Raw genomic sequence first — 24,254 nt, 5'->3', positions numbered from 1 at the left:
GATTCCATGAAAACTCGCAGTGAATGCGATCAAGAGTAGCGCATCGACACGCTCAGCGGCCGAGGAGTTGCCGGGCCAGCCGGATCATCGGATGCCAGATGAATCGCGTCGATCGGAAGAAGGCGTGTCGTTGGGAGAACGCGCGCAAGCGGACAAAGGGCGATGCAGCGACCGGCTCGGCGCTCGGGGCATCCGATGGCGCACTGGCTGCCGCGAACGCATGCTGATAACGACCTTCGTACAGCCGCGCGCTCGGCGTGAGGATGAAGCGCACGAGATCCTCCTCGGCCTGCTCCCACGCGGCGCGGCCCGCGACCGTGCTCTCCCTGGCCCGTGCGCCCAACCGGGCAATGTCGGAGAAATCGAGCGGCCGCGGATTCCGGATGTCGAAGAGCAGGCCGTTGACGCCGGGCAGGATGTATTCGTTCATGGTGCCCTGGTTGGGCGCCACCACGCACTGGCTGCGCCCCATGGCTTCCAGAAACGACTGGCCGATTCCCTCCTCCGCGCGGGGTGCGAAGTAGACGTTCGCGCGTTCCATCACCGCAAGCAGATCGGCCTTGTGCTCGAACCACGTGGATGTCGTGATGTGATGCCTGTCGATGTCTTCGGCTGAGGGCAACTGCGGCGCGGGCGTGCCCGGATCGGTCGCGAGGTGGATGTGGAAGCTGTCGAAGCGCGCGCCCTCGATGAGCTGGCGAATGGTCTTCCATGGCAGCTGCAGTTCCCGGCGCAGCCAGAAGAAGCCATGCAGGCCCGCCTGCACTGGTGCGGGCGGGGGCGTTACCGGCTGGTAGTAGCGAACGAAATGGCTTGCAATGCCGAATGCTGTCGTCATCGATTGCAGCGCATTCGAGAAGTTGAGCACCTTCGAGCCTTGGAAAGGCTCCCAGAACGCGGACAGGTTGTAGATCGGCCCTTGCCAGAGGCCGAACTGGTCGAGCATCGGAATATAGACGACGTTCGGATGCGCTTGTCTGAAATAAGGACCGTCCGGCAGGCAGAAGGACTGGAACATGATCACCACGTCGTGCGAGGCAACCTCGCGCCACGCCACGGGCGGGCCGCCCTGCCAGGCATCGTCCCAGAACTGCTCGACGACGTGTCCGTGGCGCCGCAGTATTTCCGGCAGGAATTCGGTGGAGCGGGTGGTTCGGTGGAACGAGTGGTCGATATAGGCAATTCGCGCCACGTCGCTCACCCTCTGAGCCGCCGGTATCCGCGCGCGGCGGCGCCATACAGGCCAGGGTGCTTGTAGAGCAGACTTTTGGCCAATTCCTTGACGGAACGCTTGAAGGTCGGCACCGACGGCGGCGCGGCTTCGACTGCCGGCGCAGGCTGAGGCGCCACGGCCACATCGACCGGGTGCTCGAGGGTCGCCATCGAGGCCCAGCCCAATGCGCTCAGAAAATCGGGCTTGCCCTCATGGGCCGCGAAGACTCTTCGCAGGAACAGGGTGTGGTTGCTCGGGCGGCCGCTCTGCTCGGCGGCAAATGCGCCCGCCAGCACGAAGAAGCTGTGATAAAGCCCACTGACTTCGATTGGAGACAGGAACTCGAAGCGGTCGCTGACCACACGCATGCATTCGATGCTGTGCTTGCGGACATCGCCCGAAGTTCCGCCCATCGAGTAGTTCACGGTGGGCTCTCGCGTATAGACGAAGCGCGCACCTGACTCCAGGCAGGTCATGATCCACTTGAAATCGGCGGCGATCTTGTAGGTGCTGTCGTAAGGCCCGGAGCCCTCATAGGCGGCCCGCGTTGCATAGATGCCGTTGTGGCAATCGTTCGCACAGGTGAAATAGCTCCCCGGGTGTACGAAGGCGGGATGCCATTCGTGGATGACCGCGCCGTCGCGCACCAGTGCAGTCGTCAACAGCAATGCCGGGTCGTCGCATATGTCGCGCATGCGGTAAGCCGCGATCTCCGCCGCATGCGGCTCCAGCCAATCGTCCGAATTCAGGATGCAGATCAGCTGCCCACGCGCCAACGGCACCGCCTTGTTGATGGCGTCGTAGAGTCCGGCGTCGGGCTCGGACACGAAGTAGTCCAGCCTGTCACCGTACTGCCGGATGAGATCGAGCGTGCCGTCCGTCGAGGCGCCGTCCAGCACGATATGCTCGACATTGCCGTAGGTCTGCTGCTGGACGCTCTCGATGGTCCGGGCCAGCGTGGCCTTGTTGTTGCGGACCACGGTGACATAGCTGATCAATGGCAAATCCGGGCGGCCTGACTTCAGCCGGCCTTGGGTTCGCAGCCCGCCTTCGACGCGGTTTTCCACGCCCTGGTCCGGGAGGTGATCCGCCCACGCGGGCCATGCGGCGTCGATACGGCTTGACAGCGGAGCGCCGTGTGCGACAAAGGACGGCCCCAGACTGCCATTCCGATAGCCGAGGAAGCTGGCCTCGGTCAGGCTGTCGACGCTGACCGCTTCCAGCCCTTCGGGCGTGGCAGGCAACACCGCCGGCCGGCGCCTTTGATGCGCGGGCCTGGCAGCATGCCGTTCGTATGCAGCAGCCAGCGTATCCATCACGATTTCGGCGCAGCGGTTCCAGTCGAAGAGGGAGGCCCTTTGGAGGCCCTTGCGGGAGAGCTCTTTCCTGAAGGTGTCGGAGGCGGCAATCTCGTGGAGGCCGTCGGCGACACCCTGAATATCGTCGGCACCCAGCATCAGGCCAGCGTCGCCTACAACTTCGGGAAGCGACGAATTGTCCGCACTGATGACGGGCGTGCCGCAGGCCATCGCCTCCAGAGCAGGTAGGCCGAATCCTTCGTAGCGCGACAGGTAGACGAAGCAAAGGGCGTCGCTGTAGAGCGCCGCCAGGTCTTCGTCGTCCACGAAGCCGGTCAGAATGATTCGGTCGCGCCACGGTCCAGCGGCCCCGAGCGCTTCGTGGAGCTTCTCGAGCTTCCACCCGGACATGCCCGCAAGCACCAGGTGCATGTCACTCGCGCCATGCTGCTCCATGTATCGAACGAAGGCGTTGACCACCTGGTCCAGGTTCTTGCGGATTTCCAGCGTGGCGAGGCTCAGGACATAGGGCACGCCAAGGGGGATGCCGTACCTTGCGCGCACCCTCGCTCGCACGTCGGCGTCGCTGCAAGGCTGAAAGCGCTCGCCGGCGGCCAGGGGGATCACGGTCACCTGCGCCGGACTGAGGTCCGGACGGTATGCCAGCAGTTCCTTGCGGGTGTGCTCGGAGATTGCGAAGACCACCGTGCGCTCGTCGAGGCTGGCGATGATGTTGCGTACTTCTGTCGCGGCTTCGAGGCTGAAGTACTCGGGCCGATGGATTGCGATCAGGTCGTAGATGATGTGCGCATGAACGACGTTGTCGTCGTCCAACCACGCGCGTGGGGCCACGCCGAAGGGAGAAAGCAGGATGTCGGCGTCGCCCGAAGGTGCGAGTCGACCTTCGTGCAGTTTTCCGGGCAGATGCCTCGCCGCAATGTATTCGCCAGCCTTGAGCTCATCGCCTGCCCTCACAAACAGGCGCGGGCTGAATCGCGGAGAAACCGCCAGCCTCCCATAGAGCTCGTCGCAAACGCGGTAGACGCCGGTCTTCACGCCCTGCGCAAGTACGTACATATCAAGCGCCAGGCGCGGTGTCATTTCACTCATCATTGAACAGATACAAGGCAACACGCCGGGGCGGGTACACGACGACTTTCGCCAAAGGCACGCAGCTCCCCCCGCAATGCACGCCGTTGGCACATAAGGCGGAGCATGGTTCGGGCCACACCCACGAACCCAAACGAAAAACATCGGAAGAAATGTATCCAGCAGTGTGGATCGTGGACGCTCGCTTCGATCGCCCCCCGAAGCATCGTCTTTTTCTACGCATCGCCATTTCGGATCGAGCCATGGTTTCTTCCTCGCGACCCAGGGCGCTCCTCAGCCTCACCGTCTGCGCCCGATTTTAAGGGACACGCAGGAGGGGCCTCGATTTTCACGTCACGAATGGCGAAAAGGCTGCTTCGTGCTTTAGGGCAAAATCCCCGGGTTCAGCGCCATGCGGATGGCGCGCTTGCTTGTATCTTTCGGAAGGACCTCATGAAGAAACGTGCAGTAGTCACGGGCATCACCGGCCAGGACGGCGCTTATCTCGCCGAACTCTTGCTGAACAAGGGCTATGTCGTCTACGGCACGTACCGCCGGACCAGCTCCGTCAACTTTTGGCGCATCGAGGAGCTCGGCATTCAGGATCATCCGGACCTGCACCTGATCGAGTATGACCTCACAGACCTCGGCAGCTCGTTGACCCTCATCAAGGAAGCCGCGCCGGACGAGGTCTACAACCTGGCGGCCCAGAGCTTCGTGGGCGTGAGCTTCAACCAGCCCGATGCCACGGCCCAGATCACCGCCATGGGCGCGCTGCATCTGCTCGAGGCCATTCGCCTCACCAACCCGAAGATCCGCTTCTACCAGGCGTCCACCTCCGAGATGTTCGGCAAGGTGCAGGCGATTCCCCAGGTGGAAGACACCCCGTTCTATCCGCGCAGCCCCTATGGCGTCGCCAAGCTGTTCGCGCATTGGATGACGATCAACTACCGCGAGAGCTACGACATCTTCGGCTGCAGCGGCATCCTCTTCAATCACGAAAGCCCTCTTCGCGGCCGCGAGTTCGTCACGCGAAAGATCACGGACGGCGTCGCCAAGATCAGGCTGGGCAAGGCCCCCGTGCTGGAACTGGGCAATCTGGGCGCCAAGCGCGACTGGGGCTTTGCCAAGGAATACGTGGAGGGCATGTGGCTGATGCTGCAGGCCAAGGAGCCGGACAGCTTCGTCCTTGCGACCAACCGGACGGAGACCGTGCGGGAATTCGTGGACATGGCCTTCAAGGCGGCTGGCTATGAGCTGCGCTTCGAAGGCGAGGAGCAGGACGAAATCGGCATCGACACCAAGACCGGCAAGACGCTGGTCCGCGTCAACCCGAAGTTTTACCGTCCCGCGGAGGTGGATCTCCTGATCGGCAACCCGGCGCGGGCGAAGGAAAAGCTGGGGTGGGAGCCGACGACGACATTGGAGCAGTTGTGCACGATGATGGTGGAGGCGGATCTGCGGCGGAACGCCGAGGGCCGTTCGTTCTGATCGTCCCGGGCGGCCCTTGGGGCCGCGCCTACCCTCCGATCGCTTCGGTCCTGAGTCTTGGCCGATTGTCAAGCGCGCCCTTCCCTTGCCGCCGCAGCGCGCTCTGAAGTGCGTCGCAAACCCGCGCCACGTCGCCATCGGTCATCGTCGGATAGCTCGGAACGGAGAGTCCCCGTGCCGCAATATCCTGTGCGATCGGAAACCCCTCGTCGCTACGATACATCGGCATGGTATGCGCACAGTAGAAGACGGGCCGGGAATCGACGCCGGCCTCTGCCATGTCTTGCATGAGGCGATCCCGGTCTGTGCCCTGCGGAAGCAACATGCTGACCAGCCAGTCGGAGCCGACGACATCGTTGTTGGCGGCTTGAAAGCTGACAGGCAGCTGCGAGAGCAGTTCGCGGTAGGCGGCAGCAATGTTGCGTTTACGAGCCAGCACGGGCTCGAGACGCTCGATCTGCGCAAGGCCGATGGCAGCGGCAATGTTCGTCATCCTGTAGTTGAAGCCCAATACCTCATGCCAATAGCGGCGCGTCAGCGATTGGCCCTGGCCCTTGGTCATGCGCAGCCGTGCAGCCAAAGCGTCGTCCGTCGCGATCACCGCGCCGCCCTCGCCGGTCGTCACCGTCTTGTTGCCAAAGAAGCTGAAGGTACCGATATCGCCGAAGGTGCCCACATGCCTCCCCCCGATGGTGGTTCCCAGCGACTCGGCACAGTCTTCAACGATTTTCAATCCATGCCGATCGGCGATCTTCATCAACGCAGTCATGTCACAGGCGCCTCCGAACAGATGAACCGGCATGATGGCCTTGGTCCTTGGCGTGATCCTGCGCTCGACATCCGCCGCATCCAGCTGCCAATCGCTCGCACGACTTTCGGCAAACACCGGCGTCGCTCCCGTCTGTGCGATCGTGTTGACCGATGCAATGTAGGTGAACGTTGGAACGATGACCTCGTCACCGGGGCCGATGTCGAGACAATGAAGTGCGAGGTGCAGGGCGACTGTTCCGTTGCAGACGCTGATGGCATGCGGTGCGCTGGTAGTGGACGCAATGGCAGCCTCGAACTTCCCGATGAATGCGCCGATGGACGAAATCCAGCTGCTATCCAGGCATTCGAGCACGTACTTGCGCTCGTTTCCGGAAAGATCAGGTTCGTAGACGGGGATGTTACGCATGGCCTGGTTCTGCGTTGGAAGAAGTTGGCTTGTAGTCATGGCGAATATTGAAAGATGTACTTCGTCTTCTGACCAGCTGGGCCAGCGCGTCCTGCGCACGCGCCACTGCCTGGTCTGCCGCATCCAGCCCGAAACTGGCCAGAGTGGCTCTGAGTTCACGCGAAGCATCAATTGCAGGCCGTCGCTCGACAACCTCTTCTAGCAGAGGCAGGAGCGCATCAGTGTAAGCGGAGGGCGCATGACGGCGGACCGCAAGAGCATGGGCTCGCTCGCCCAGCGCCTTGAAATGGGAGGCATCGCGCAGCAAGCGTTCCAGGTGCCGCATCACATCGACCGCTTCGTCGACGGGCGAACACTTCAGGAGCGTGTCATCGGGCAGCTCCGCGTAGCAGCCGTGGTTCGTTACAAGCGTGGGCCGCTTGGAGGACATGGCCAGAATCAGCGACGCGGACGCGCCCTCCAGCACGGGATTGCGCAGGCAGGACATCACATCGACGTCGCGCAACTGAAACGGCAGGTCATCGTCCGTCAACCAGCCAGTGAACATCAGCGGCGCAATCCCCACGGCCCAGGCCAGGCGCTCCAGGCGGACACGCTCGGCTTCGACGATCGCGCCGATGACCTTGATCCTGCAGCACGAGCGCAACTCGTAGGACGAAGCCACCGCCATCACGATCTGGTCGATCCGCTTGTTCGCGTTGGCGTGTCCGACAGTGGCGATCGTGATCCCACGCCAGACGGGAGGCACCGGCGGCAGGCCGGGATAGGTCAGGGCCAGAGGGATGACCGCAACAGGACCGGGACAAGATTGGCGCAGGCGCGGCGCATAGTATTCCGCATGCGCAACGGCCGCCTGGGTCTGACGAGCCAGCCACTCGAGCATCGGCCGACGCTTCATGACATCTGCCAAGTCGCGCAGGTAGGGCTCGCCGCTCGGCCATGCGTCTGCGCCGTAGGTCCGCGCGGTCAGCTCCCGCAACGCCGCTTCGTCGCCGTCAAGCCAGCAATAGGCAAGATCCGCCAAAAATGCGTCGTGGAAGACCCCCACTGCGTCCAGGTCGGGGAGCTTGGGCAGCAGCGCGCCGTGGAAACCGAGATGGTCGCCAATCTGCGCCACCGCGACATCGAATTGATGTCGAATGTCGCGCGCTGACCAATGTGCGGCCCGCTCGACCCTGCAGGTCGAAGGCAGCGCAGGCAAGTCCAGCGCATCGCCTACCTCGGTGCGAAACACGGTGAGTTCGTGTCCGCGCCGCTGCAGTTCGGAAGCCACCTCCGACGCCGACCGCGCGATTGCGGACTCGGCATTCCAGGGCGTGAGCCAAGCGATTCTCAATCGACTCATGAGACCAGCTTCTCGATAGTGGCGGGCCACGTCAGCTCTTCCGCCTCCATGGCCGCACGTCCGGCGCTACCGAGCCGGGCGGCCCGGGCCGGATCACCCGAAAGCGCAGCGAGGGCAGCGCCCAAAGCCTCGGGTTCGGGTGCCGACACCAGTCCGGTCTCGTCGTGATGCACGATATCGAGGACGCCGCCCGCGTCGTTCGTGGTCAACACCGGCTTGGCGGCCTGGAAGGCTTCCATCGTGCAGTAGCCCAGCGAGTCCTCATCAAACGGCAGATAAGCAACTGCGAGAGCACGGTTAACGAGCTCGGCCAGTTCAAGGCGAGGCACAAAGCCGAGCCGGAGGTCCACACGGTCTGCCACTCCCTCCTCGGCCGCGAGGCGTCTCAAGAGCGCTGCGTCTTCAGCCGAGTCTGGCGGTCCTGCGATCACGAGCCGGGTCGAGCGGGCATGACCAAGCGCGCGGATCAGCAGGTGCTGGCGCTTGCCGGCGTTGACCCGTCCTGTCGCCAGGACGTAGCCCCCGCTTTCGGCTCCGGCAAAGAGTTCCGGGTCGTTGAGCGGTGGCCGAAGCACCTCGCTGGCGACACCGTTGTAGTGCGCCAGACGCCGTGCAGTGGTCGGAGCATTGGCGAATATTCGCGTCGATTCCGCGAAGGCAGCGTTGTCGGCGGCCCGTATGGCGCGAATGATCTGCGCTCCGCGCGCATCGGGCGGAATGTTGCTTTGGCCCGCATCGAGCAGGTCATAGGCTTGGCGGAACTGATGGAGAAGCCAGAGCACCTTGTCGTTCCACGGCACCAGATATGCCGGAAACTTCAGTGCGATCACCCGGTCGACGTTGTAGAGCCGCAATCGCCTTGCAATCAGCATCTCGTCGATCAGGCGCTCGGCGGGATTCCAGGTAAACGGAATCCGGAATCCCTCCGCCTCGACGCCGGCCGCTTTAAGGTTGTCGACGAGATGGAAGAACAACTCCTCGGCGCCACCGTGGACAAACGGCACCATGGTACTCAGCACAAGGACCTTCATGCGAGCAACCTGGAGATGACAGTGTCCCAGTCGATGCCGAGCTCGTAGACGCGGTCGCTCGCCGCCTCGCCCATGCGACCCGCCATGCCGCGATCCTCGTAGAGCCGATCGAAGGCAAGCGCGACCGCATCCGGCGTCGGCTCTGTGACGAAGCCGGTCACGCCATCCGTGACGAACTCCGGTACCCCGCCGGAGTCGGTCACCGTGATCGTGCATCGCTTGGCATGAGCGGCCTCGATGGTGGGATAGCCGTAGCTGTCTTCGTCAAAAGGCAGATAGGCCGAAGCCAGCGCGGTCTCGAGTCGGGCCGCCTTTTCCTGCTCTGTAATCCAACGGACCTCGAGCGTGACCCGCTCTTCGACGCCGAGCCGCAGCGCGGTGCTCTTCAACTCGTCGATGTAAGCCGAGCTCATCGAAGTGCCGCAAAGGCGAAGGCGCACCGGCGTTCGGGTGTGGGCAAGCGCTTGCACGAGCAAGTGCTGGCGCTTGTGATGCTCCATGCGGCATACGGACACGATCTCGTCCCCGTACTCGCCGCTGCGGAAAATCTCCGGCCGCAGGATAGGCGGATACAGGACTTGGCTCTCAATCCTGTTGAAATTGCGCAAACGATCGCCAACGACGCGTGAATTCGTGAACACCGCATAGGCCTCATCGAGCGCAACGTTGTCGGCATCCATCACTGCCGCTCGCATGGCGCGCCCGCGGGCGTCATCGGGCACAGGGCAGTACTGCGTCTGCCACAGGTCGTAGAACATGCGGATGTGATGGATGAACCACACCACTTTGCGCGGATGACGAACCACGTGAGCCGGCGGCCGGATGGTGATCACCCGATCGAAATAGTCGTCGAGCTTCATCATGCGGATCGCCGCCATCTGGGGAAGTATGTGCTCCACGTCGTCCGTATACGGGATGTAGACGATCTCTGCCTGGTGGCCCCGCTCGATCAGCTTCTCGTGCAGCCAGTCGACGATGAAGCGGCCGCCCCCCATCACCAGAGGAACCGCTGTCGAGATGATCCCGATCTTCACGCCGACTCTTTCTTGCGCAGCGGGCGGGCGGGAACGCCGCCGATCATGGCGCCGTTCGGGACGTCGGCCACGACAGCCGAGCCTGCGCCGACGACGACGTCTGCGCCGATGCGAACCTGAGGACGAACGGCGCTGCCGACCCCCACCAGTGTCCGGTCTCCCACCGACACGTTGCCGGCCAATGCACAACCGGGCGCTACATGTCCGGCAATGCCCACGAAATTGTCGTGGTCGAGCACGGCACCGGTGTTGACGATCGCCAGGTCCGATATGAAGGCTTCGGTGCCGACCACGGCACGCGCCATGACCACGACCCCTGCGCCAAGGCGCGAACTCGGCGAAACCAGCGCCGAAGGATGCACGATGGCCGGAAGATCGAAGCCGAGGGCCTGCGCCCGGCGGCCCAGGCGCTCCCTCAGCCGATTTCCTCCAAGGGCGATGACCGCGGAAGACACACCGCCCGCCAGAACATCCGGCAGCACTTCATCGCCCCCCAGGACCGGAACCCCCAAGACGGCATCTCCAGCAGGAGAGGGATCGACCAGGCCGACGATGTCCCACGTTCCGGAAACCTGGAGCAGCTCGATCACCACCTTGGCGTGGCCTCCCGCTCCGACGACGACGATGCGTCGACTCAATGTTTTCTTCATTCCAACAGGAGCTCCGGATACATCTCGAGCGGTCGCCGCAACATGAGGAGATTGAGCGAAGCAACTGAACCGAGCGCAGCCGCAGGCCGCAGCGGACGTATCTCGCCACTCATCTCGTCGATCTCATGGGGCGTGAATCCGGCTGCGTTGAACCCAGAGAGCCACGCTTCGACCGAAACACCCGCCCGTTGAAGATGGATGGGGCCGAACTCGACCAGCAGCAACAGTTCGGGATTCTCGTCAACGACCCGACGCATCCCCCGCCAGACGTGCGGCTCGAAGCCCTCCGCATCGATCTTGACGAGGCGCACCGGCTGTTGCGGAGCAACGAGGGCATCGACCGTCTTCACCTCCACGTCCTCGGCCTCACGGGTCGTCGGCAGGCTCAGCAGCGACGACTCACCCAGGATGTCGGAAAGATGAAGGCGAGCGGTTCCTGGCTGGTCGCCGGCAGCGCACTGCTCCACGACCACCCTGTCGCCGAGAAAGTTCAGCGCAATGCTCTGCCGCAACAAGGAGGCCACGCGCGAACCCGGTTCGATGGCAAGGACGCGGCCGTGAGGGCCAACTTTCCTGGCGGCCGGGAGCACGGTCAGCCCGATGTGGGCTCCTACATCGACGACATAGTCGCCCTCGCGCAGCAGCGCCTTCATGACCTTGATGGTTCCCGGCTCGAGGCGGCCGCCCGATTCCCATACGGCGGCCAGCAAGGTCCTGTCCTCGGCCGGGACAAGCAGGAACCCATCGGGAGTCTGCAACATCACCTCGTTGCCGAGGGGCAGAGACAAACGCTGCAGGAGCGTGTCGACGCGCGAAAGCAGTGCGCCGGCCGTCGCCCCCTCGGAACTCGCAGCGGAGACGCCCGCCAATGCATCCGACACACGCTCAGCCGCCGCTTCGATCCTGCTTACCGTCTCCGCCTGATCTCTTCGCAAAGCGTCGATGGCCACGCGAAGGCTTTCGAACCGAAGGGCCGAAAGCTCTTCCCCGGACTCGAGCGATGCGCGCATCGCGGCACCTTGGCGATCGATTGCATCGAAGCGTGCGGCATGCGCCCGATCGCTGGCATCCAGCCTGGCCGGAATCGACGATTGGTCGATGGCGGATTGGAGGCGCGTCTGCAAGCGATTGAGGAGCGGTAGGACGAATGGCCGAATGCCGCGCATACCCCTGCGTCCCGCGCGTCGAAAAAAGCTCAAAGGCTCTTGTGGCGGTGGCGTATTCAATTGTGGAAAGTCTCCGTCTGCATTCTTTCAAGCGGGCATCCTGCCCCGCGAACGCGGGTTGGTCCGCGGAACAGCGCTTCGGCATCTAGGGGAAGAAGAGGATGGTAGCAGGGCCCTCGGCGCCGTTTCCGATCCACGAAAGCTGGCAGACGCGCGCAAACCATGCCAGGACACTTGTAATAATCGCCGGCGCTTGCTGCAGGACTCGGCAGGATTGCCTTGCATAGTGCTTCGGCCAGTGGACCCGGCACTGCTTCGCTCAGCGCCGGGCAACACCGTGCGCCCTGCTTCTTTCATCTTCCAGCTTCATCAATGACCGCGCTCCAAGCATTGTCCGCCGCGACTTTCACCGCAACGTTCCATGGGCGTCCGGTTCAAGTCAGTTTGCCGGGCGACCAGCCGGGCCGGTTCGAGCGGCAGGCGATGCTGCTCAGGCGTGCAACCCGCACGCACGGATCGCCGACCTCGAGATGAGAAATCCTGCATTCAGACCCGCAGACCGTGGCGTTCTGCTATTCGGGGCGGTGCTTTCGTTCGTCCTTGCAAGCGTCTTCTTGTCAGGATGGCCTGCGGGGCTCAAACCCAATCTGGAATACCCGTTCATCTATGGGGGCGATGGGCTATTTCAGTTCTGGATGGGGCAACGAGTCCTGGAGGGCTGGCTCTTTCAGAACGACAGAAGCGGCTTCCCCTTCGGATCCTCGTTCCTGGACTTCCCGGCGTCCGACGCCGGAAACCTGTTGCTGCTCAAGCTCCTCGGCCTTGCATCTGGCTCCTATTTTGCGGCAGTCAATCTCTATATCCTCCTTGGCTTTTCAGCGGCTTTTGGCACGGCTTTTTTTGCCCTCCGCAAGATCGACATTGCACCCGGCGCTGCATTTGCGGGTGCCCTTCTTTTTGCATTCATGCCTTATCACTTCGCTCGGCTGCAGATGGGGCACCTGTTTTACACCTGGTATTTTGTCGTTCCGCTCTATTGTTATGCCGGCTTCCGCGTCTTCGATGCAGGACTGCACGGTATTGAAAGATCGAGCTGGGCAGGTTTTTCCGTGTTGCTGCCGACTGCAAGCTGCTTCGGTGTCTACTTTGCCTTCTTCGGCGTGATCGTCATTCTGACCTGCGGCATTGCAGGCTCTGTCCAGGCGAAGAGTACGCGCGCTTTTTTAATTGCATTGACTTTGTGCGGTTCTATAGGAGCAGGTGTGCTTGCCAATGTCGCCCCCCATCTCATCGAAATCCAGAAAAGCGGCAGAAACGTTGAAGTCGCGCGGCGGGTGCCGATGGAAACCGAGGTCTATTCGCTCAAGCCTGTGCACCTGCTACTTCCGTACGAACAGCATCGGATAAAGGCGCTCAGAGACTTCACGCAACGGTACAACACCACCTTCCCCCTCACGAACACCGTCTCGTCACTCGGCATCATTGGCGTATTGGGCTTCTTGTGGATGACAGTCGCTCTTTTTCGAGCTGCGGCTGGGCAGCAGATCGATCAGCGACTGAGGATCTTCACGCTCTTGACGTTTCTTCTTCTGCTGATCGCTACGGTCGGCGGCTTGAACGTTCTTTTTGCCACCTTGGTCTCACCCTTGATCAGGGGGTGGGATCGCATCAGCATCTTCATTGCCTTTTTCGCGATCGGAGCATTCTTCCTGCTGGCGGACCGAGCGAGAAGGACCGCGCGCCTCGGCAGATGGGCCATGGCGATTGTTCTTCTCATCATTACGACCATCGGGCTCTACGACCAAACGGCCAAGCCGTCCTACAACTTGGCCTTGTCTTCCAAGGCGAGGTTTTTTCAGGACAGGCAATTCATTGCGTCAATTGAAAGCGCCTTACCCAAGGGGGCGGCAGTCTACCAGCTGCCTTATCTTTCCTTTCCCGAATCGGCGAACCTGTTCAACCTCGGCGGTTACGACTTGCTCGTGGGCTTCTTGAATTCCAGGGATCTTCGATGGAGTTCAGGCGGCACGCGAGGCAGGGAAGCAGATCTCTTCTATAGAGAGCTGTCGAAGAAACCCCTTGGAGAACAATTGGAATGCGTGAGAGCGCTGGGCTTCTCCGGCGTGTACATCGACAGGAACGGGTACGCCGATAATGGCGCGAGCGTCGTCGACGAGATGACTCGCCGCCTCGGGCGTGCTCCCACGCTCACCCGCAACGATGGCCGTGTCGTGTTCTTCGTCCTCGACTAGCGCTCCGCTGGTCCGCGCCTTGCCCAACGCCGAGTCTTAACTTCAACGGCAGCCCATAGGAGAAATTTTTGAAAGCAGTCATTCTTGCCGGCGGCCTAGGAACCCGGATCTCCGAAGAGACCCATCTCAAGCCCAAGCCCATGGTCGAGATCGGCGGAAAGCCCGTGCTCTGGCACATCATGAAGATCTACTCCGCCCATGGGATCCATGACTTCATCATCTGCTGCGGCTACAAGGGCTACGTCATCAAGGAGTACTTCGCAAACTACTTCCTGCACATGTCCGACGTCACCTTCGACATGGAGCACAACCAGATGCGAGTGCACCAGCGCTATGCCGAACCCTGGAAGGTGACTCTCGTCGACACCGGCGAGGAGACGATGACCGGAGGGCGTCTCAAGCGGGTGGTGGACCATCTGCAGGGGGAGCAGGACTTTTGCTTTACCTATGGCGATGGCGTCAGCAATGTCGACATCACGAAACTCGTGGCGTTCCATCGCGCAAGCGGTCGCAAGGCGACGCTCACGGCCACACTGCCGCCAGGACGCTTCGGCGCCCTTGAACTGCACGGAGACAAGGTCATGGCCTTCAAGGAAAAGCCCCAGGGGGATGGCGGCCTCATCAATGGCGGCTTCTTCGTGCTGTCGCCGTCGGTGATCGACTACATCGCCGACGATCACACGATCTGGGAACGAGACCCCTTGGAGCGCCTTGCAGAAGAAGCTCAGCTCGGCGCCTACCGGCACGAGGGCTTCTGGCAGCCGATGGATACGCTCCGCGACAAGACCCACCTCGAAGAACTGTGGCAGAGCGGCAAGGCGCCGTGGAAGATCTGGTGATGCGCGGCGACTCTTTCTGGGCGGGCAAACGGGTTTTCCTGACGGGCCACACCGGTTTCAAGGGAGGTTGGCTGGCGCTCTGGCTAACGAGGCAAGGCGCGATCGTGACAGGCTACGCGCTCGATCCCTCGACGCAACCCAGCCTGCATGCGCTCACCACGGCGTCGGCAACTGCCAGTTCCGTCATCGGGGACATTCGGGACTTGATTGGCGTGCGCCAGGCCATGCAGGCTTGCGCACCCGAAGTGGTGTTCCATCTTGCCGCGCAGCCGCTCGTGCGTCGCTCCTATGTGGATCCGGTCGAAACCTATTCGACCAACGTCATGGGCACCGTCAACCTGCTCGAAGCCGTTCGTTCGTGCAGCTCCGTGCGTTCGGTGGTGGTGGTCACCAGCGACAAGTGCTACGAGAACCGCGAATGGCAATGGGGATATCGCGAGAACGAGCCGATGGGCGGGTACGACCCATACAGCAACAGCAAAGGCTGCGCGGAACTTGTCTCTGCTTCCTATCGATTGTCGTTCTTCAACGAAAGCCGGCACGGCGAGCACGGCGTCGCCTTGGCAACGGCGCGCGCAGGCAATGTCATCGGTGGCGGCGACTGGTCAGACGACCGGCTGGTGCCCGACCTGCTGCGCGCCTTCGGCGAACATCGAATCGCGGACATACGCAATCCCTCTGCCGTGCGTCCATGGCAGCACGTGCTGGAGCCGCTGCACGGTTACATGATGCTGGCAGAGAAGCTGCACGCCGAAGGTCCGCGATGGGCTCAGGCGTGGAACTTCGGGCCCCACGATTCGGATGCCCGGCCCGTGTCCTGGATCGCCGACAAGCTGGCAACAATGTGGGGCGGCGGTGCGAAGTGGCGCAGCGAAGTGCGCGAGGATCAACCTCATGAGGCAAATTGGCTCAAGCTCGATTGCTCCAAGGCTCGGCAGACCCTCGGCTGGATTCCACGTTGGGACTTGCCTCGAAGCCTCGGCGCGATTGTCGAATGGCAGCAAGCCTGGCTCGCGGGCCGCGACATGACCGACTTCACCCTCGAACAGATCCAGCAATACGAAAGCACCCCCCTCCATGACTGAAGTCTCATTCCAGAAAAACGAGCTCCGCAAGAAGATCCTGGCCTTGGTCGCTGAATACGGCGAACTGGCCGGCAAGCCACAACCCTTCGTTCCTGGCGAAACGCTGATTCCGCCATCGGGCAAAGTCGTCGGTACGCCTGAAATGCAACTGATGGTCGATGCATCGCTCGACGCCTGGCTGACAACGGGTCGGTTCAACGCCTTGTTCGAAGGCCGCCTGGCGGCTTACATCGGCGTCAAGCACCTGATCACGGTCAACTCAGGGTCGTCCGCAAACCTGGTAGCGTTCACGACGCTGACGTCGCCCAAGCTCGGCGAGCGCGCCATCCGGCCGGGCGACGAAGTCATCGGCGTGGCGGCCGGTTTCCCGACGACGGTCAATCCGATCCTTCAGTGCGGAGCGGTGCCTGTCTTCGTGGACGTGCACATTCCGACCTACAACATCGACGCCGATCTTCTTGAAGCAGCCATCGGCCCGCGCACGAAGGCCATCATGCTGGCCCACACGTTGGGCAACCCCTACAACCTGAAGGTGGTCAAGGCCGCCTGCGAAAAGCACGGGCTCTGGCTGGTCGAGGACTGCTGCGATGCGCTCGGGTCACGCTACGACGGCCAGTTGGTCGGGACCTTCGGCGACATCGGCACCCTGAGTTTCTACCCGGCCCACCACATTACGATGGGCGAAGGCGGCGCGGTGTTCACCAACAACGATGAGCTTCGACTCATCGCCGAATCCATCCGCGACTGGGGCCGCGACTGCTATTGCCCGCCCGGCAAGGACAACACCTGCGGCAAGCGCTTCTGCTGGAAGCTCGGCGACCTGCCTGAAGGCTACGACCACAAGTACACCTATTCGCATCTAGGCTACAACCTGAAGATCACCGACATGCAAGCCGCCTGCGCACTGGCCCAGCTTGATCGGCTGGATGGCTTCGTGGCTGCACGCAAGAAGAACTTCGACTATCTCAAGGACCGTCTGCGCGGAGCCGAAGAGTTTCTCGAGCTACCCGAAGCCACCCCTGGTTCGGAGCCTTCGTGGTTCGGCTTTCCGATTACCCTGCGCGACGCAGCCAACACCCGTCGCGTCGATTTGCTGACCTATCTCGATCAGCAGAAAGTCGGCACGCGACTCCTTTTCGCGGGGAACCTCGTTCGCCAGCCTTACATGGCCGGGCGCAACTATCGCGTGGTGGGGGAGCTCAAGAATACCGACCGCATCATGAACGACACCTTCTGGGTCGGTGTCTACCCCGGGCTCACGGAAGCCATGCTCGACCACACCATCGACAGCATCGAAACCTATCTCGGCCTGCGGTTTGACTGACACAGTTTCGCCCGTGCCGGTAACGGATCTCGATGAGGTCCTGCGCCTGACCTCTCCGGATGTATGGAACGGAATGCGCAAGCAGTCGCTGTTCATCACCGGGGGCACGGGTTTCGTGGGCAAGTGGTTGCTCGAATGCCTGCTGCACGCGGAGCGCACCTTGAGGCTGGGAATCGCCGTGACGGTACTGACGCGCGACCCGGACGCGTTCGGCCGGGCCAGCCCGCATCTCGCGCACGCACCCGCAGTGACGCTGATCCGCGGAGACGTGCAGGACTTTGCAGCTCCGGCCGGCGAGTTCTCCTGCGTGATTCACGCGGCCCTCCCAGTCGCGCCGCAGCAGGCCGGTGGCAGCGCGCTCCAGGCATTGGCCGAAGCAGGCGCGCGGCGCGTGTGCGAGTTCGCCGCGTCGTGCCGGGCCGGTCGGCTCCTGCACATCAGCTCCGGCGCCGTTTACGGAGGGCAGCAATCCGCCGAGTCGTTGACCGAGGAAATGGCATGGAACGCGTCGGAGGCGGCCAACGACTACACGCGGGCCAAGCGTCTTGCGGAGGCTGTGATGCTGCAGCATTGGCCGTTCGACGTCGTGATCGCGCGCTGTTTCGCCTTCATCGGCCCGTACCTCCTTCCATCGAGCGGTGCTGCAGCTGCCCAGTTCATCGAAGAGGCGGCGGCCGGCCAAGGTATCATCGTGCAGGGCACTGGCGATGCAGTCCGCAGCTACCAGTACGCGGCTGACATGGCCCGCTGGCTATTGAGCTGCCTCGTCCTCGGCGCGCCCCGGCGCGCCTACAACATTGGCAGCGACAGGACGGTCACAATCGCAGCCCTGGCGGCCCAGATAACGCGGCTTTCGGGCACTGGTGTTCCACTGCGCATTGCCGGCCAGCCGAAGCCGGGCCTCGCGGGACAGCGCTATGTCCCCAGTGTGCAGCGCGCGCGCGCCGAGCTCGGACTGACCAATGCTGTAGACCTCGAAGAGGGAATCCAACGAACTCTCGCCTGGCGCCGGCAAGCGCCAGCCGCAACTTCAACGGCTTCAACATGAAACCCTCCTTCCATCCCGCGGACCTGCGGAAAACAGTCGTCGAAATGGCCTTCGCCGGCAACGCCGTCCACCTGGGTTGTGCCTTCTCGATCATCGAGCTGCTCTCGCGGCTCTATGGCCGGCACCTGCGCTATGACGAGACGAACCCGGACGACCCGATGCGCGACTATCTGGTGCTCAGCAAGGGGCATGGCGTGATGGCGCAGTACGCCTGTCTGTACGAGCTGGGCTGGCTGGACCGCAAGGACATCGACAACTACTTTCATGATGGGTCGCGGCTCAAGGGGCTTTCCGATGCCCACGTGCCGGGTTGCGAAGTGACATCCGGAACTCTCGGGCACGGACTCTCGGTCGGCGTGGGCCTGGCGATGGCCGCGGCGCGGAAGAAGACGGGACAGAAGTGCTACGCGATCATCGGAGACGGAGAGATCAACGAAGGTCCGATCTGGGAGGCAATGCTCTTTGCAGCACACGCGAAGCTGGACAACCTGATGATCATCGTCGACGCCAACGGCTTTCAAGCCATGGGAACCACGGACGAGGTGATGCAGCTCGGCGACCTCTGCGCGAAGTTCTCCGCCTTCGATTTCGACGTCCTGCCGGTCGATGGCCACCACCTCGACGCAATCTCCGCCGCCATCGAGGCTCTTGAGGCCAAGAAGAATGGCCGGCCCAAGGCGCTGGTGGCCAAGACCGTCAAGGGCAAGGGCGTCTCCTACATGGAGAACGTGAATGCGTGGCACTACTCGCGGCTCACACCTGATCTGTATGTGCAGGCCCTGCGCGAAATCGAAGGAGCGATGGCATGAGAACGGCGTTCTCCAATGCCCTCGTCGAGGCGGCCACACAAGATGAGCGCGTTGTCCTTTTGACCGGAGACCACGGCTACGCGCTCTTCGACGAGTTCCGCAAGCGGTGCCCCGGCCAGTACATCAATGCCGGCATTGCCGAACAGAACATGGTGGGCGTGGCGGCCGGACTCGCGAAGGCAGGGCTGCGGCCCATTGTGTACGGCCTCAGCGCGTTCATTCCCGTTCGGGTGCTGGAACAGATCAAGATCGACGTGTGCTACGAGAAGCTTCCGGTCGTCTTCACGGGCGACGGGGCCGGCCTGGTCTACAGCACGCTAGGCACCAGCCACCAGAGCTTCGAGGACATCGCCTGTCTGCGGTCGGTGCCGCACATCGAGATCATGTCCCCCTGCGATGCGCACGAACTGACCGCCTGCATGAGAATGGCCTTGCGCGCGGAAGGCCCGGTGTACCTCCGCATGGGCAAAGCCGATGTCGGCCAGGTTCATGCATCCCTGCCAGACCTGCGGCGCGGCCAACTCGTTCGGGTTCGCGAAGGACATCATCCGGTAGCGCTGATCGCCACAGGCTCCATGGTCAAGGCGGCTTGCGCGCTGGGCGACGAACTCGCTGCTTCCGTGTGGAGTGCGCCGTGGATCAAGCCGCTCGACACACGGCAGGTTGCCGAATTGGCCGCGGGTGCCAGCGCCTTCGTCACGTTCGAGGAGCATTCTGCGGCGGGTGGACTCGGGGGTGCGGTGCTGGAGGCGTTGTCCGAAACGCGCCCGCTTCCCATGCTGCGTGTGGGTATCGGAGAACGCTTCTCCCAGACTTGCGGCAGCTACGCGCACGCCATGCGCGAGCACGGGCTGGATCTTGCGTCGGTCCGCGAGCGGGTCCTCCCCTTCGCTGCCCGCTGGAAGGCATCCTGAGGTGATCAGTTCGCAGCTGTTTCGCTTTCTAATGGTCGGCGGGCTGAACACCGTCGTAGGCTATGGGATCTTCGCCGGTTTCATCTGGGCCGGAATGCCCTACCCCATCGCGATCGGCCTTGCGACCGTGTTGGGCATCGCATTCAATTTCCAGAGCACGGGGCGGCTCGTCTTCGGGGGCGCGCCTCTGTCCCGGATCGGCCGCTTCGTCGCCGTCTATGGCGTCGTGTATCTCTTGAACGTGGGCTCCGTCGCGGCCTTGCTCCGCGCGGGACTGAATGTCTATCTCGCGAACGCCCTGGTCATCCTCCCGCTGGCATTGATCGCCTTTCTGCTGCAGCGCCGTTTCGTCTTTGAAGTTTCATGAAGCACATCACCGTCGTCACTCCTTGCTACAACGAAGAAGACAATGTCGAGGAGGTCTACCGGCAGACTCGGGAGGTCTTCGCGACGATCGAGGGTGTGAGCTACGAACATCTCTTCATCGACAACTGTTCGTCCGACCGCACGCCGGACCTGCTGCGCGCCATGGCCGCTAGCGACCCCAAGGTCAAGGTGATTCTGAATGCGCGCAATTTCGGCCACATCCGATCGCCGTACCACGGGCTGCTGCAGGCCGGCGGCGATGCGGCGATCCTGCTGGTCTGCGACCTCCAGGATCCACCGGAACTCATGCGCAGCTTCGTGGAGGAATGGCGCAAAGGCGCAAAGCTGGTCGTGGGCGTCAAGCCGAGTGCGGATGAATCGAGCCTGATGTTTGCGATTCGGCGCCTGTACTACCGGATGGTCACCCGCATTGCAGACGTGAAGCTCATCCAGAACTTCACGGGCTTCGGTCTCTACGACCGAAAAGTGCTGGAGCAACTGCGCAGGATCGACGATCCCTATCCCTATCTTCGGGGCCTCATCTCGGAGGTGGGCTTCGAACCGGTACAGATCCCGTACAACCAGCCACGCCGCAGGCGAGGCATCACGAAGAACAACTTCTATACGCTGTACGACATCGCGATGCTGGGCATCACATCGCATTCGCGCGTGCCCCTGCGGATTGCAACCATGGCGGGCTTCATCCTCTCCGGCTTGAGCCTGTTCGTCTCGCTGGTCTACCTCGTACTGAAGCTGGCTTTCTGGAACGAGTTCTCCGCCGGCACTGCGCCCATTCTGATCGGCATGTTCTTCTTCGCGTCGGTGCAACTGTTCTTTATCGGATTGCTGGGGGAATATGTGGGGGCGATTCTTACTCACGTGATGAAGAGACCGCTGGTCGTGGAACGCGAGAGGATCAACATGAACCAAGCGCCCGACCTTTGAAGGCGCGTTCGCGATGCAGCGCCCCGTCGTTCTCCACGTGGTCTTTCCACTTGCCATTCTCCTGGCATTGTGCTTTCGGTTCGCGCCGTATATTCAGTCGCTCAGCTTCGATCTGGCCCAGCACTATTTCCTGGTCGACGAGATCATGAAGCACGGCACCATCCGGCCGCCGCCGATCCCGAACATCACGACGATGGCGATCTATCCTCCGGCGTCGCACTGGATGGCAGCAGTCATTGGTTGGATCGGCGGGTCGGGCCTGGTGGCCATCACGCTGGTGACCATCTCGGCCGTCTTCCTTTCCTACCTCCTGATTGCACGATTGGTGGGAGCGCACAAGCCCATCGCGATCATCGTCTTCGGCATCTTCTTCGTTGCCTTGATCCGGTCGCGCTCCCTGATCGGGTGGGAGGTCATCGAGAATTACTTCTACCCTCAGTTGGTCGCGGACGTCGTCTATCTCGGAACGCTTCTCTGGCTGACGAGGAGTTCGACCATTCTGGAGCGCACCATCATCGTCGTGAGTGCCGGTGTGGCGACCATGTGGATCCAGCCTTTGGTGGCGCTTCACATATTCGCTGCCGGCGCCGTATTGCTGGCGCTCGAGTGCCTCGCCCTGTGGCGCGCCAGAGCGAGCTCGCTCAAATGGTGCGTCCTTGCATTGCTGGGTGTCCTGGCCGCGGGCGTGGTCGTCGTCGCGATTCACCCTGCTTTCCAGGTGATGCGGATGATCTCGGCCAACAACGGTGGGCTCAATCTCGGCTATTCGGATCTGATGCTCGTCACTTCTGCATCTGCCGCGATCGGCGCACTGAACCTTTGGCGATGGCTGGCGAAGACGGCAGACTTCACTGACGCTGTGCTCGGATCGGCCGTGATCGCCGCGAGCAGCATGGCCCTGCTGCAGTTCGTTGCCTGGAAATTGAATCACGATGGCTCGCTGTACGCGGTCAAGAAGCACATGTTCCTCATTGTGACTCTGGGGGCCATGAACGCCGCGAGGCTGGTGGCCTTGCGCATTCATCTTCGCCAGGGACTTGTCTCCGCGCAGTTGTTGTCGCCGATCGCTGCAGGACTTGCATCACTCGTGATACTCCACTCGTTCACGACGCCCGTGCGTCCCATCGTGGACGCGATCAACTATGCGAACAATGCGGCGCAGTTTCGATGGCCTGCGTACCAGCCCGGAACCACGTTGGCGGAATTTCATTCGGATTTCGTCGATGGCCTCGTTTCCTTCACTTCTTTCGAATTTCCATTCGATGCCAAGGGAATCGCCTGGCTGCAGCGACAGACCAAGGCGGTCGATATCGCCGCGTTCGTGATGGTGAAGCGCTCGCCTCAACTCGACGCGGCATGCAAAGAGCGGTTTGCGGAAAGCGCCACCTTTGCCATCGTCCCGGTGGCATGCCTCAAGGAACCGTGAGCGAATTCTCGGCGAGACGGTGGCTTGCCTGGCGGAGTGCCTCGCCGGCCTATCGCTGCGAAGTGCAGTCGCGTCGTCGGTAGACGGAAGCCTTGCGCAAGCCGACGACGACGTTTTGGACAGGCATGTAGTTGTCCAACAGTGCGCGGTCTGCCGCTGACAATGGCGTTGCCCACTGCCAGTTGTTGACCACCAGCACATCCGGCTGGTTCGCCGGGATGCCATAGAACGACTTCACTGCATTCGTTGCGTAGTTCTGCTCGTCACCGGGGTAGTTCCAGGTCGATAGAGCGCTGGGCGACATGCCCGTCATGAGATAAAAACCAGGCCCTGTACCGAGCACTGCAAGCTTGTTCCCGCAACCGCGCTGCCGCTCGATGGCTTCAGTCATCTGGGCAATGAAACTCGCCTGGTCTGGATCGGTACGAAGCCCGGCGAAGGCGCCGCCAGGCACGCGGACCGAATCCCGGTACGTGAATCCGCCGATCTGCCCATAGTAGTGGCTGAACGTCGCCGTTGCCATCGTCGCACATGCGATCGCCATGACCACCCGCCGCGAAACACGGGAATATGCAGTCGCCGATCTGGGCAACACCAACGCGAGACAAGAAGCCAGGAAGCCGCCGATGGGAAAATTGAACAAGCCGTTGAATGCCATGGCAGCGGTGGTGAACCCACCGACAAAGCTGGCTCCATAGACGATGGCGATGACGCAAGGGCGCTTGTCTGCAGCGGGTGAGAGCAGGATGCGGGCCGCTGCGAAAACGCCGGTCAAGGAGAGCAAGACCACAAGGTCGTGTGCGCGGCTGAAGAACGTCGGTGCGTCCGATGCGGCCACCCCCAAGACGAGCAGCCCCAGCGCCATATCGCCAAGCAGTTGAAACCGCGGAGTGTTCAGGCATCGAGCGGCTGCGAGTGCCACGGCCGCCAGGCACATCAGCGCAAAGTTCCGATGTGCCGCGAATGCATCCAAGGCCAAGCCCAACTTGCCGCTCAGGCCGCCGGAAACATTGTTGAATGCATTGGTGAACCGCACCATCTCTAGCAGCCGCGCGGGTCCCAGCACCCAGCAGAGCGCGATCAGTGCCACGGAAAGAAGCGAAGCGCACGCAGTCGCATAGCGGGTCACGAGCAATCGCTCGGCCGGCGCTCGTAAGGCAGCCAGCGTAAGAAGAACGAGGGCGGTCAGCGGCACCAGCAAAGGGGGATAAGCGGTGCATGCGATGGCCCACCAAACGGCCGAGAGCCACAGTGAAGGAGCGAGCCAGCCCCCGGCAGGACTGCGCTCCGACGGCGAACGCCCCATCCCGACCGCAAACAGTGACAGGGCCCCGACGAGCGAGCACATACCCAGCGTGTTGTACGAAGGGGCCGGCAGGCCGAAGGGGACGAACAGAAGCGCGAACGCAGCGACCAAGGTGCCTTCCGTCCTGCCCCAACAGGGCACGATCGCTCGGTACAGGCATGTCGCGGAGAGCACGGAGATGGCCAGATAGACACTCCGCAGGAACAGAACAAGCCCGTCCGCATCGCCCCGCACCTCGCGATAGAGGAGTGCCAGCGGGTACACGAGGAGATCGGCGGTTTGGTGGATCATGAGGAAAGGGGAGTCCCCCACGCCCCGCTTCAACCATCCGTCGACGAAGGCGGCGTAGTAGGACTCATCGCTCAAGTCGACGCCGAGAGTGATGCGAAAGACGAGTGCCGCGACGCAGAGTCCCAGCACGAGCGGCGGCAACGCCGCTGACCTTG

Annotated in this window: 20 protein-coding genes; 11 read left to right on the top strand and 9 right to left on the bottom strand. The window is 62.4% G+C overall.

The genetic code is table 11. The features are described 5' to 3' along the window. Positions 1-52: 52 nt before the first annotated feature. Positions 53-1,192, bottom strand: coding sequence for a glycosyltransferase (locus tag J2739_RS08650; RefSeq protein WP_309900535.1), 1,140 nt, complete (start codon positions 1,190-1,192; stop codon positions 53-55). Between the two features lie 5 nt (positions 1,193-1,197). Next, positions 1,198-3,612 carry a glycosyltransferase gene (locus tag J2739_RS08645; protein ID WP_309900533.1) on the bottom strand — a complete coding sequence of 805 codons (2,415 nt, stop codon included), beginning with the start codon at positions 3,610-3,612 and terminating at the stop codon, positions 1,198-1,200. Between the two features lie 441 nt (positions 3,613-4,053). On the opposite strand from J2739_RS08645, the gene gmd reads away from it, so the two are divergent. Further along, positions 4,054-5,091 (top strand): GDP-mannose 4,6-dehydratase, encoded by a 1,038-nt coding sequence (gmd, locus tag J2739_RS08640; protein ID WP_309900531.1) that lies wholly within the window; start codon positions 4,054-4,056, stop codon positions 5,089-5,091. 28 nt (positions 5,092-5,119) lie between these two features. Here gmd and J2739_RS08635 read toward each other — a convergent pair whose 3' ends face one another. The 6 genes from J2739_RS08635 to J2739_RS08610 are packed head-to-tail and all read right to left on the bottom strand — an operon-like array spanning position 5,120 to position 11,452. Then, entirely contained in the window at positions 5,120-6,268 is a 1,149-nt protein-coding gene (locus J2739_RS08635) for a DegT/DnrJ/EryC1/StrS family aminotransferase (protein WP_309900529.1), read from the bottom strand. Next, entirely contained in the window at positions 6,261-7,613 is a 1,353-nt protein-coding gene (locus J2739_RS08630) for a glycosyltransferase (protein ID WP_309900526.1), read from the bottom strand. Before J2739_RS08630 ends, J2739_RS08635 begins: the two co-directional genes overlap by 8 nt. Next, complete coding sequence (locus tag J2739_RS08625) at positions 7,610-8,644, bottom strand: glycosyltransferase family 4 protein (RefSeq protein WP_309900524.1); 1,035 nt, start codon at positions 8,642-8,644, stop codon at positions 7,610-7,612. Before J2739_RS08625 ends, J2739_RS08630 begins: the two co-directional genes overlap by 4 nt. Continuing rightward, positions 8,641-9,678, bottom strand: a complete 1,038-nt coding sequence (locus J2739_RS08620) for a glycosyltransferase family 4 protein (RefSeq protein WP_309900522.1) — start codon at positions 9,676-9,678, stop codon at positions 8,641-8,643. The genes J2739_RS08625 and J2739_RS08620 overlap by 4 nt, the downstream gene beginning before the upstream one ends. After that, positions 9,675-10,328: a NeuD/PglB/VioB family sugar acetyltransferase gene (locus J2739_RS08615; protein WP_309900521.1), complete on the bottom strand. Its 654-nt coding sequence runs from the start codon at positions 10,326-10,328 to the stop codon at positions 9,675-9,677. The genes J2739_RS08620 and J2739_RS08615 overlap by 4 nt, the downstream gene beginning before the upstream one ends. After that, positions 10,325-11,452 carry an FkbM family methyltransferase gene (locus tag J2739_RS08610; protein ID WP_309900519.1) on the bottom strand — a complete coding sequence of 376 codons (1,128 nt, stop codon included), beginning with the start codon at positions 11,450-11,452 and terminating at the stop codon, positions 10,325-10,327. Before J2739_RS08610 ends, J2739_RS08615 begins: the two co-directional genes overlap by 4 nt. Positions 11,453-12,024: 572 nt before the next feature. Between J2739_RS08610 and J2739_RS08605 the strand changes: the two genes are divergently transcribed. From J2739_RS08605 to J2739_RS08560, 10 genes are all read left to right on the top strand, one after another. Then, positions 12,025-13,746 (top strand): sugar translocase, encoded by a 1,722-nt coding sequence (locus J2739_RS08605; protein ID WP_309900517.1) that lies wholly within the window; start codon positions 12,025-12,027, stop codon positions 13,744-13,746. A 68-nt stretch (positions 13,747-13,814) separates the two neighbouring features. Then, the gene (gene rfbF / locus J2739_RS08600) at positions 13,815-14,585 is read left to right on the top strand and encodes a glucose-1-phosphate cytidylyltransferase (protein ID WP_309900516.1); all 771 of its coding nucleotides are present in this window, start codon (positions 13,815-13,817) and stop codon (positions 14,583-14,585) included. Next, positions 14,585-15,670, top strand: a complete 1,086-nt coding sequence (gene rfbG / locus J2739_RS08595; RefSeq protein ID WP_309901098.1) for a CDP-glucose 4,6-dehydratase — start codon at positions 14,585-14,587, stop codon at positions 15,668-15,670. Before rfbF ends, rfbG begins: the two co-directional genes overlap by 1 nt. Continuing rightward, entirely contained in the window at positions 15,663-16,994 is a 1,332-nt protein-coding gene (rfbH, locus tag J2739_RS08590; RefSeq protein ID WP_309900514.1) for a lipopolysaccharide biosynthesis protein RfbH, read from the top strand. The genes rfbG and rfbH overlap by 8 nt, the downstream gene beginning before the upstream one ends. Before the next feature lie 13 nt (positions 16,995-17,007). Further along, the gene (locus J2739_RS08585; RefSeq protein WP_309900512.1) at positions 17,008-18,042 is read left to right on the top strand and encodes an NAD-dependent epimerase/dehydratase family protein; all 1,035 of its coding nucleotides are present in this window, start codon (positions 17,008-17,010) and stop codon (positions 18,040-18,042) included. Beyond that, entirely contained in the window at positions 18,039-18,851 is an 813-nt protein-coding gene (locus tag J2739_RS08580) for a transketolase (RefSeq protein ID WP_309900510.1), read from the top strand. The genes J2739_RS08585 and J2739_RS08580 overlap by 4 nt, the downstream gene beginning before the upstream one ends. Next, a complete protein-coding gene (locus J2739_RS08575) occupies positions 18,848-19,765 on the top strand; it encodes a transketolase family protein (RefSeq protein ID WP_309900507.1) in 918 nt (305 codons plus the stop codon). The genes J2739_RS08580 and J2739_RS08575 overlap by 4 nt, the downstream gene beginning before the upstream one ends. Position 19,766: 1 nt before the next feature. Beyond that, positions 19,767-20,132, top strand: coding sequence for a GtrA family protein (locus J2739_RS08570; protein ID WP_309900506.1), 366 nt, complete (start codon positions 19,767-19,769; stop codon positions 20,130-20,132). Next, positions 20,129-21,076: a glycosyltransferase family 2 protein gene (locus J2739_RS08565; protein WP_309900504.1), complete on the top strand. Its 948-nt coding sequence runs from the start codon at positions 20,129-20,131 to the stop codon at positions 21,074-21,076. The genes J2739_RS08570 and J2739_RS08565 overlap by 4 nt, the downstream gene beginning before the upstream one ends. A 13-nt stretch (positions 21,077-21,089) precedes the next feature. Then, on the top strand, positions 21,090-22,502 hold the full coding sequence (locus J2739_RS08560) for a hypothetical protein (RefSeq protein WP_309900502.1): 1,413 nt from the start codon (positions 21,090-21,092) through the stop codon (positions 22,500-22,502). 49 nt (positions 22,503-22,551) lie between these two features. Here the strand turns inward: J2739_RS08560 and J2739_RS08555 are convergent, their stop codons facing one another. Then, a complete protein-coding gene (locus tag J2739_RS08555) occupies positions 22,552-24,240 on the bottom strand; it encodes a hypothetical protein (protein ID WP_309900500.1) in 1,689 nt (562 codons plus the stop codon). Positions 24,241-24,254 lie beyond the last annotated feature (14 nt).

Origin of the sequence: Variovorax soli (genome assembly GCF_031454625.1) — a bacterium.
Taxonomy (GTDB): Bacteria; Pseudomonadota; Gammaproteobacteria; order Burkholderiales; family Burkholderiaceae_C; genus Variovorax; species Variovorax soli_A.
This window is presented reverse-complemented; position numbering and strand designations above follow the sequence as displayed.